This window comes from Acinetobacter tjernbergiae DSM 14971 = CIP 107465, from assembly GCF_000374425.1.
Classification (GTDB): domain Bacteria; phylum Pseudomonadota; class Gammaproteobacteria; order Pseudomonadales; family Moraxellaceae; genus Acinetobacter; species Acinetobacter tjernbergiae.
This window is the reverse complement of the sequence record NZ_KB894377.1, coordinates 60,589-68,329: the sequence shown is the minus strand read 5'-3', so window position 1 is coordinate 68,329 and position 7,741 is coordinate 60,589. Positions and strand designations below refer to the sequence as shown.

Here is a 7,741-nt window from a genome sequence, read left to right as displayed (position 1 = left end):
AAAGCAAGTTAAAGAATCAAGGTATTGATTTAATTACGTATCATCGAAAGAACATGCGGACTGTTCAACTCTGTGCACAAGATGAATATCACTTAAAACAACGTAATAAGATAGAAACGTTATTTAGCTTATTGAAAGGACAATACAATTTAGTGACGAGTAAGGCACGTAGTATTCATGGATTTCTAAGTGGGATTTATGCATCGTTATGTGCATATCAATTAACCCAACGAAATAAGCCAAAAATTCAAATTATGGAATCAGTGGCTTAAACAGGATTCGGGTTAAAATAATTCATAATAGTCAGCCTTCCTTCTACAGAATTTGTTAAAATAATTCTGAATTTAGCTGCTTAAATCACTATGACTCAGATACCGAATTCTCCTGAAATTATTAATGCGCTAGGACAACCTTGCCCTATGCCACTGCTCATGCTAAAGCGTGCTTTAAAGAAAGCTGAAGGTTCAAAACACTATTTATTAAAATCATCAGATCCTCATAGTGAAATTGATGTAACACGATATTGCCAAATTCAGCAACTTCAATGCCAGACTCAAAAAATTTCAGACAATGAATTTCACTATTTAATTGAATCTATATGATTCTTTGCTAAACTCTTGGTAAAGATAAAATCGTTAAATTTACATTTTTATACTCAAATTTCCTTAGTGATGAAGCACATTCGCATTAAGATGAAATTGTTGACTCAAATATCATCCTATAAGGAGACTCCATGACTACTGACAGCAGCAATCAATTGATGCCCCTGTCATTGTCTGCGCCAGGCGTAAACCTTGGTGCATATATCAGTACTGTCAATCAAATTCCAATTTTAACGGCAGAGCAAGAAAAAGAACTTGCTGAACGTTATTATTACGACCAAGACCTTGATGCTGCCAAATTATTGGTGATGTCACATCTACGCTTTGTCGTACATATTGCACGTAGCTATGCAGGTTACGGATTGCCACAAGGTGATCTCATTCAAGAAGGTAACCTCGGATTAATGAAAGCGGTAAAACGCTTCGATCCGAATATGGGTGTTCGCTTAGTTTCTTTTGCCGTGCACTGGATTAAAGCTGAAATTCATGAGTATGTAATTCGCAACTGGCGTATTGTCAAAATTGCAACGACCAAAGCACAACGTAAATTATTCTTTAATTTACGTAGTCTGAAAAAATCAAGCAAAAAACTAACACTTGCTGAAGCACAATCGATTGCAAATGACTTAAATGTCACACCAGAACAAGTGTTGGAAATGGAAGGTCGTTTAACTGCTTATGATGCAGCATTTGAAGCTCAAGGCGATGATGACGATGATACACCTCACACAGCTCCTGCGCTTTATTTAGAGGATAGTCGTTACGACCCTGCTCGACTGGTCGAAGAAGAAGACTACGAAGAACAAAGTACTGCTGCTTTGCATGAGGCAATGGATCAATTAGATGATCGTTCGCGTAATATTCTACAACGCCGATGGTTAGATGATGACAAATCGACGCTACATGAATTGGCTGCTGAATATAATGTTTCTGCTGAACGTATTCGTCAGCTTGAAAAGAATGCCATGGAAAAAATCAAAACCGCAATGTCTGCGAGTTAAAATTAGATCAAACATAAGGGCTTTATGCCCTTTTGTTTGATCTGGCTTTGATTAGCCTCTCGAATATGTTAACTTTGCTACTATAAGTTTCTAGTTACATTGTAATTATGTGGATTGCAATCTCTGCGCTAAATCTTGCGCTTGCGGTAATACTCGGTGCCTTTGGCGCACATGGGCTAAAATCTTTTGCGACACCAGAACAACTTGCTTGGTGGGGTACAGCAACCCAATATTTCTTTTACCATGCAATTGGCTTACTTATTCTAGCAGTCTTAAATAAAACTACACCAACATTCCCAATCAAATATCCTTTTATTTTGATTCAAATTGGTATCATCTTTTTCTGTGCTTCGCTATATATTATGGCGCTTGGCTTACCAAGAATATTAGGTGCAATCACACCAATTGGTGGTGCATTTATGATTGCTGGCTGGCTGTTATTGGCATGGCAAGCAATCAAGCATGCGAAATAAGGGTTTATCATGCACATCTATTTAAATGGCGAGTTAACGGACACGCCTTGTGAAAATCTACAGCAACTCATTCAAATACTCGCCTTAGAAGGCAAACGCTTCGCTGTAGAAAAGAATCAACAGATTATTCCGAAAAGTAAGCTTGAGCAAACGACGATTGCTCCTGAAGATCGTATTGAAATTATTCAAGCTGTTGGTGGCGGCTAATTGGCTAAAAATGGAGTAAGCCCATGCAAGATTCCCCTTTAATTATTGGCTCACGTACTTTCCAATCTCGCTTATTGGTCGGAACTGGCAAATATAAAGATTTAAATGAAACTGATTTAGCCATTCAAGCTAGTGGTGCTGAGATTGTCACAGTTGCAATTCGCCGTGTAAATATTGGTCAACACCCCGACCAACCCAATTTACTTTCAGTGATTCCACCTGAAAAATATACGATTTTGCCAAATACAGCAGGTTGCTTTGATGCGGATAGCGCAATTCGCACCTGTATGCTTGCACGTGAGCTGCTTGATGGTCACAATCTAGTAAAATTAGAAGTTCTAGGTGATGAAAAAACCCTATACCCAAATGTCACTGCAACACTTAAAGCAGCGCAGACCTTGATTGATGACGGCTTTGAAATCATGGTCTATACCTCGGATGACCCAATTGTTGCCCAAGAACTTGAAAGCATGGGCTGTGTTGCGATCATGCCTTTGGGTAGTTTGATTGGTTCTGGTCTTGGTATTCTGAATCCACATACCATTTCCATCATCAAAGAAAATGCCAAAGTTCCTGTATTGGTTGATGCTGGTGTTGGTACTGCCAGTGATGCTGCGATTGCAATGGAACTCGGTTGTGACGGCGTATTAATGAATACAGCAATTGCCGCTGCTCAAAATCCAATTTTGATGGCTTCTGCGATGAAAAAAGCGGTTGAAGCAGGTCGTGAAGCATTCTTAGCAGGCCGTATGCCACGTAAGCGTATGGCGAATGCGAGCTCGCCTGAGACTGGATATTTCTTTAAGTAAGAAAAGAACGATTAAAGGGAGCTTTTTTGCTCCCTTTTTTAATGCAATTACAATTTATCTTGATTCTAGATTAACAAGATGAATAACATGTTCAGATGATCGTAAAGCAAGATCATGTAAAACATCTGGCTTTAGTCGTTTGATCTCATGCTTTGGCATCCATGAAATCACCTGAGCCTCAGTCACATCATCAAGATAACAAGTTTTCGTTTGAATACCGCCTTTATAAATATAAAGAAATTCGTGAAAATGTCGCTCGATAATAGGATCATAGAAAAAATTCTCAACAATCGCAAAAAGTACAGGTGAATTAAAATACTCTCCTGTTTCTTCAAGCACTTCTCGCTGAATCCCCTCTAGAGTTGTTTCCGAAAACTTTAGTCTCCCTCCAACTAAAGAGATACTTCCATCTGGAAATGTAGAAACTAAAATCTGATCTTCATGCTCTATCCAAGCAGCTACACGAATATTAAGTTTTCCCTCTGCAATATCTAATGTTAAATCTTTCACTTACAACTCAACAAATGAATTTCAATCATTTATTCTATTATATTCTTTAAACTGCTTTTGGCACGTTGCTCAAAATTCTGTTGAAAATATTCAGTTTGATACAGCGGTTCTGTCTGATAAAAATGTGCTAGAACTTGTTTTCTTTTAATCGAATAAACATCTGGATCTACCCAAGCATATTCTTGCTGAATCTGCTGTTCATATTCCGCAAAACGCTCTGCTGAAGCAGCTAGAATCGCCAAATCAATATCCAGTAAAAATTGCAAATCTAGCTCATCCGTTGCTTCATGCTTTTGCGTCGCAATAATCCAACGTTTTATCTTCTGAACAATATCAATTGATAAATCTTGAGCCAAATACTGTTCAAACAGCTCGGCACTTTTCAGTTCATTATCTTTTGCTTGGGGGTCATAAACCGCATCATGAAACCAGAGTGCCAAGACAACCGCATTTGCATCATTTAAATCAGATCGAATCGAGTCAACTAGAACTAGGCATTCATATAAATGCTGAATCGTATGATAAGCCCGCTGCTTTTCACTGTAGGCAGCAATCAACTTATTAAAAACTTTCTGCGGTTCAGAGAAATGATAATGCTGATGAAGCTCAAACCATGATTTTTCTAATGAGGATAAATAGTGTTGCATTGCTCACCCTCATTCGATTTCTTTATTCAGCCACTTCGCCAAGGATTCAGCATCTTTACGTTCTAGAAAAAGCTGATACAAGGTACAGGAACCAAACTCATGTTTTAGTTCCTGCTGGCGTACAGGGTGATTACCAAATCGAAATCGCCTTGTACCATCCCGACCTAAAGGCAGTGCATATACGCCATAGCTACGAGGTTCAGTCAAATGCCCTTTGATACTTACTTGATCAGATGATATTGCATGTTTTAATAAATGTTCTTTGGTTAACATCACTCTGCCTATTGCAAACTTAAGATGCGTGCTGTTCATCTCGCTTAAAGACCAATTCTTTATCCGATGAACTTTCAGCATCAAAGTAATACCCTTCACTATCAAATGCTTTTAATTTTTCTACTTGGCTTAATTTATTTTCAATCAAGTACCTTGCCATCAGACCACGCGCTTTTTTCGCATAGAAACTAATGACTTTATATTTTCCGTTCTTCTGATCCAAGAATACAGGCTTGATGATTTCTGCCTGAATTTTCTTTTCATTCACAGATTTATAATATTCGTCAGAGGCCAAATTTACCAATACTTTCGCATCAATTTCAGCTAAATCTTGGTTAATTTGATCGGTGATAATACTGCCCCAGAATTCATATAGATTATGACCACGGCTATTCTTTAGTTTAGTTCCCATTTCCAAACGATATGGCATCATCAAATCTAGAGGACGTAACAAACCATAAAGACCAGATAACATACGTAAATGCTGCTGTGCAAAATCAATATTTTGATCGTTTAAATGGTAAGCATCTAAACCAGTATAGACATCCCCTTTAAATGCAAATATGGCTTGGCGAGCATTGGAAAAATCAAGATCAGCATTCCAGTCACGGAAACGTTCTACATTTAAATTGGCGATTTTCTCGCTCACCGTCATCAACGATGCAACCTCTGTCGCAGAAAGCTTGCGACAAACATCAATTAATTGTTGAGATTGCGCCAACAAACGGGGCTGGGTATGTGTATCAGTAGGAAGTGCTGTCGTGTAATCGAGTGTTTTAGCAGGAGAAATTAAAGCAAGCATAGTCAATCAAAATAAATTTATCTTGGTGAAACTATAACAGTTGATAATTTTTAATGCCAATTCGTGTTCTCGTTCAGTTTTATCGGTAAAATAGTGGATTCTTCCATTATCCATTGCGTATCTTATGTCTGAGCAATTATTCATCCAAGGTCCTGTTGGTCAAATCGAAATGTTTGTTGATCAACCCCAAGGTGAAATCACAGGTTTTGCTGTCGTCTGCCATCCACATCCTTTGCAAGGTGGTACACCTCATCATAAAGTCCCTGTTTTACTGGCTCAGATTTTTAATGAAATGGGCTGTGTGGTCTATCGTCCAAGCTTCCGTGGTTTAGCTGGCAGTGAAGGTACACATGATCAAGGTCACGGCGAAACGGATGACATTATGGCCGTGATTGAATATGCCCGTGCAAAACATGCAGGACTTACCTTCTATGCAGGTGGTTTCAGTTTCGGCTCTCATGTGCTCGCAAAATGCCAAGCTCAACTCAGCGATGAATTACGTCCAAAGCAATTGGTATTATGTGGCTTGCCAACAGGTTCTGTGGTTGACTTGCGCCACTACAAAACCCCTGCAATTGACGGCGATATCTTATTTGTACATGGCGAACAAGATGACATCACCTTGCTTTCAGATATGATTGCTTGGGCAAAGCCACAAAAACACCCGATCACGATTTTGCCAGGTGCAAACCATTTCTTTACGGGTTATCTAAAACAGTTAAGACAAGTGATTACTCGCTTTTTAAAACTGTAGACTTAAATAGAAAAACAGGGCATTGACAGTGAAAAAGGATTTTTACATCACCAATCTAAAAAAACACTTTATATTGCACATGAATTGCACAAACGAGGATTTGAATCTTTATATGTTGAACCCTCTATATCTCCTTCTGGTTGTTATTGGAGATGTTCTTTTTTGAATACCCATAAAAAGGCATCTACCATTATTATTTCTAGCTGGATTCAAAAAAATAAAGATATCCGCAAAACAGAAATCACTCAAGATATTACTGAACTGACTGAGCTATTTATTTAACAACATCAAGAGTTTTTAGACCAATGCAAAAATAAGAATTCTGCCTATATTGAGTGGTATCAAAATATGCTTAATTGTTTAACTATCGAAGAGTTGCCTTATGCCTATTCAGATTTCTACCATGAAAGCAATTATTGGATGACAACAAAAGATCAAAAAATCCCCATTTTCAAATAATAAAATCAAATATTAACCATTGAAAAAATATAATAAAACATTCATTCGATTACTAAAAGAAATACTCCTAATGCCCCATTTCTGCTATATCAATATCGATAAAATGAGCATTTGGGTTCTTTAATAATGAAATTAAATAAAAAACAGGGACTTTTTTTAAAGCAAACCATTGAACATTGGCAACAACAAGGCACGATTACGCCTGATGTAGCCAATGAGTTAAAGCACAGCTTTTCGATTCGACCTTTCGACTGGGAACGTTTAGCAAAATACTCATTCTGGATTTCAATGATTTGTGCTGTGATCGCGATTGCCGCAATTACCGCCGATAAATTCTTGATGGAATTGATTGAAAAAATCTTTATTGATTCAAAAATCATTCCTTGTCTAATTTTTGCTGCAGTTGCAGCGGCCTTTTATGGTTTTGCCTATCGTCGACGCAGAACCAAACCCTTACATCAATTTAGCAATGAAGCGATTATTTTTGCAGGCGTGCTGTCTACCGCAGCATCCGTCGCCTATTTTGGCCAAGCGATTGATACAGGCAGTGGGCATTTCTCTTTATTGTTCCTGCTCTCAACCATCATTTATGCGGCGCTTGCCTTCTGGTTTCCATCTAGACTGATTTGGGTATTTTCCTTACTCTCACTTGGCTCATGGTTTGGGACTGAAACAGGCTATATGTCAGGTTGGGGTGCCTATTATCTTGGGATGAACTTCCCTTTACGCTTTGTCTTGTTTGGTGGTGCATTGATTGGATTAAGTCTGCTGTTTAAACGCTATGTGCATTTTAAGGACTTTGCCCATTCAACCTATGTCATGGGCCTACTGTATCTATTTATTGCCTTATGGATTCTTTCGATCTTTGGTAATTATGGTGACTTAGGGAGTTGGTATAGCGTCAAGCAATATGAGCTGTTACATTGGGGCGTGCTATTCGCGTTTATTGCCATCATTGCGATTGTCTATGGTTTAAAACATGATGATGCCACCTCACGCGGTTTTGGTATCACCTTCTTATTTATTAACCTCTACACCAAGTATTTTGAGTTCTTTTGGAATGGTATGCATAAAGCCATTTTCTTTATCTTGTTAGCTGTGTCGTTCTGGTGGATTGGCCGGCATGCCGAAAAACTCTGGAACTTAGAATTTTCATCTACGTTAAAATCAAATAAATACTAGAACTACACCCACTCTCATTGCA

The 7,741-nt window shown here is 38.3% G+C and carries 12 protein-coding genes; 8 read left to right on the top strand and 4 right to left on the bottom strand.

All coding sequences use genetic code 11. The annotated features are described in order from the left end of the window. The 6 genes from C502_RS0116155 to C502_RS0116130 form a co-directional block, all read left to right on the top strand. A partial coding sequence (locus tag C502_RS0116155; protein ID WP_018679826.1) for a transposase occupies positions 1 to 272 on the top strand: 272 nt, incomplete at its 5' end. 90 nt (positions 273 to 362) lie between these two features. Continuing rightward, positions 363 to 602 carry a sulfurtransferase TusA family protein gene (locus tag C502_RS0116150; protein ID WP_023274675.1) on the top strand — a complete coding sequence of 80 codons (240 nt, stop codon included), beginning with the start codon at positions 363 to 365 and terminating at the stop codon, positions 600 to 602. Between the two features lie 131 nt (positions 603 to 733). After that, positions 734 to 1,603: an RNA polymerase sigma factor RpoH gene (gene rpoH, locus C502_RS0116145; RefSeq protein ID WP_018679824.1), complete on the top strand. Its 870-nt coding sequence runs from the start codon at positions 734 to 736 to the stop codon at positions 1,601 to 1,603. Between the two features lie 107 nt (positions 1,604 to 1,710). Further along, a complete protein-coding gene (locus tag C502_RS0116140; RefSeq protein WP_018679823.1) occupies positions 1,711 to 2,076 on the top strand; it encodes a DUF423 domain-containing protein in 366 nt (121 codons plus the stop codon). A gap of 9 nt (positions 2,077 to 2,085) precedes the next feature. Then, on the top strand, positions 2,086 to 2,283 hold the full coding sequence (thiS, locus tag C502_RS0116135; RefSeq protein WP_018679822.1) for a sulfur carrier protein ThiS: 198 nt from the start codon (positions 2,086 to 2,088) through the stop codon (positions 2,281 to 2,283). A gap of 23 nt (positions 2,284 to 2,306) precedes the next feature. Beyond that, complete coding sequence (locus tag C502_RS0116130; protein ID WP_018679821.1) at positions 2,307 to 3,092, top strand: thiazole synthase; 786 nt, start codon at positions 2,307 to 2,309, stop codon at positions 3,090 to 3,092. A gap of 54 nt (positions 3,093 to 3,146) precedes the next feature. Here the strand turns inward: C502_RS0116130 and C502_RS0116125 are convergent, their stop codons facing one another. Genes C502_RS0116125 through yaaA form a run of 4 tightly spaced genes read right to left on the bottom strand, consistent with a single transcriptional unit; the run spans position 3,147 to position 5,324 of the window. Continuing rightward, positions 3,147 to 3,602, bottom strand: a complete 456-nt coding sequence (locus C502_RS0116125; protein ID WP_018679820.1) for an NUDIX domain-containing protein — start codon at positions 3,600 to 3,602, stop codon at positions 3,147 to 3,149. 29 nt (positions 3,603 to 3,631) lie between these two features. Beyond that, on the bottom strand, positions 3,632 to 4,249 hold the full coding sequence (locus tag C502_RS0116120; RefSeq protein ID WP_018679819.1) for an HD domain-containing protein: 618 nt from the start codon (positions 4,247 to 4,249) through the stop codon (positions 3,632 to 3,634). A gap of 9 nt (positions 4,250 to 4,258) precedes the next feature. Further along, entirely contained in the window at positions 4,259 to 4,522 is a 264-nt protein-coding gene (locus C502_RS0116115; RefSeq protein ID WP_018679818.1) for a hypothetical protein, read from the bottom strand. A 19-nt stretch (positions 4,523 to 4,541) separates the two neighbouring features. Further along, positions 4,542 to 5,324, bottom strand: coding sequence for a peroxide stress protein YaaA (gene yaaA / locus C502_RS0116110; protein WP_018679817.1), 783 nt, complete (start codon positions 5,322 to 5,324; stop codon positions 4,542 to 4,544). A gap of 124 nt (positions 5,325 to 5,448) precedes the next feature. On the opposite strand from yaaA, the gene C502_RS0116105 reads away from it, so the two are divergent. Next, positions 5,449 to 6,078 (top strand): alpha/beta hydrolase, encoded by a 630-nt coding sequence (locus C502_RS0116105; RefSeq protein WP_018679816.1) that lies wholly within the window; start codon positions 5,449 to 5,451, stop codon positions 6,076 to 6,078. Between the two features lie 585 nt (positions 6,079 to 6,663). Next, a complete protein-coding gene (locus tag C502_RS0116095) occupies positions 6,664 to 7,719 on the top strand; it encodes a DUF2157 domain-containing protein (protein WP_018679814.1) in 1,056 nt (351 codons plus the stop codon). The last annotated feature ends 22 nt before the right edge of the window (positions 7,720 to 7,741 follow it).

Excerpts from the sequence above, each read along its gene's own strand:
- C502_RS0116150 (WP_023274675.1), top strand. The coding sequence starts at position 363 with ATGACTCAGATACCGAATTCTCCTGAAATTATTAATGCGCTAGGACAA.
- rpoH (WP_018679824.1), top strand. The coding sequence starts at position 734 with ATGACTACTGACAGCAGCAATCAATTGATGCCCCTGTCATTGTCTGCG.
- C502_RS0116140 (WP_018679823.1), top strand. The coding sequence starts at position 1,711 with ATGTGGATTGCAATCTCTGCGCTAAATCTTGCGCTTGCGGTAATACTC.
- thiS (WP_018679822.1), top strand. The coding sequence starts at position 2,086 with ATGCACATCTATTTAAATGGCGAGTTAACGGACACGCCTTGTGAAAAT.
- C502_RS0116130 (WP_018679821.1), top strand. The coding sequence starts at position 2,307 with ATGCAAGATTCCCCTTTAATTATTGGCTCACGTACTTTCCAATCTCGC.
- C502_RS0116120 (WP_018679819.1), bottom strand. The coding sequence starts at position 4,249 with ATGCAACACTATTTATCCTCATTAGAAAAATCATGGTTTGAGCTTCAT.
- C502_RS0116115 (WP_018679818.1), bottom strand. The coding sequence starts at position 4,522 with ATGTTAACCAAAGAACATTTATTAAAACATGCAATATCATCTGATCAA.
- yaaA (WP_018679817.1), bottom strand. The coding sequence starts at position 5,324 with ATGCTTGCTTTAATTTCTCCTGCTAAAACACTCGATTACACGACAGCA.
- C502_RS0116105 (WP_018679816.1), top strand. The coding sequence starts at position 5,449 with ATGTCTGAGCAATTATTCATCCAAGGTCCTGTTGGTCAAATCGAAATG.
- C502_RS0116095 (WP_018679814.1), top strand. The coding sequence starts at position 6,664 with ATGAAATTAAATAAAAAACAGGGACTTTTTTTAAAGCAAACCATTGAA.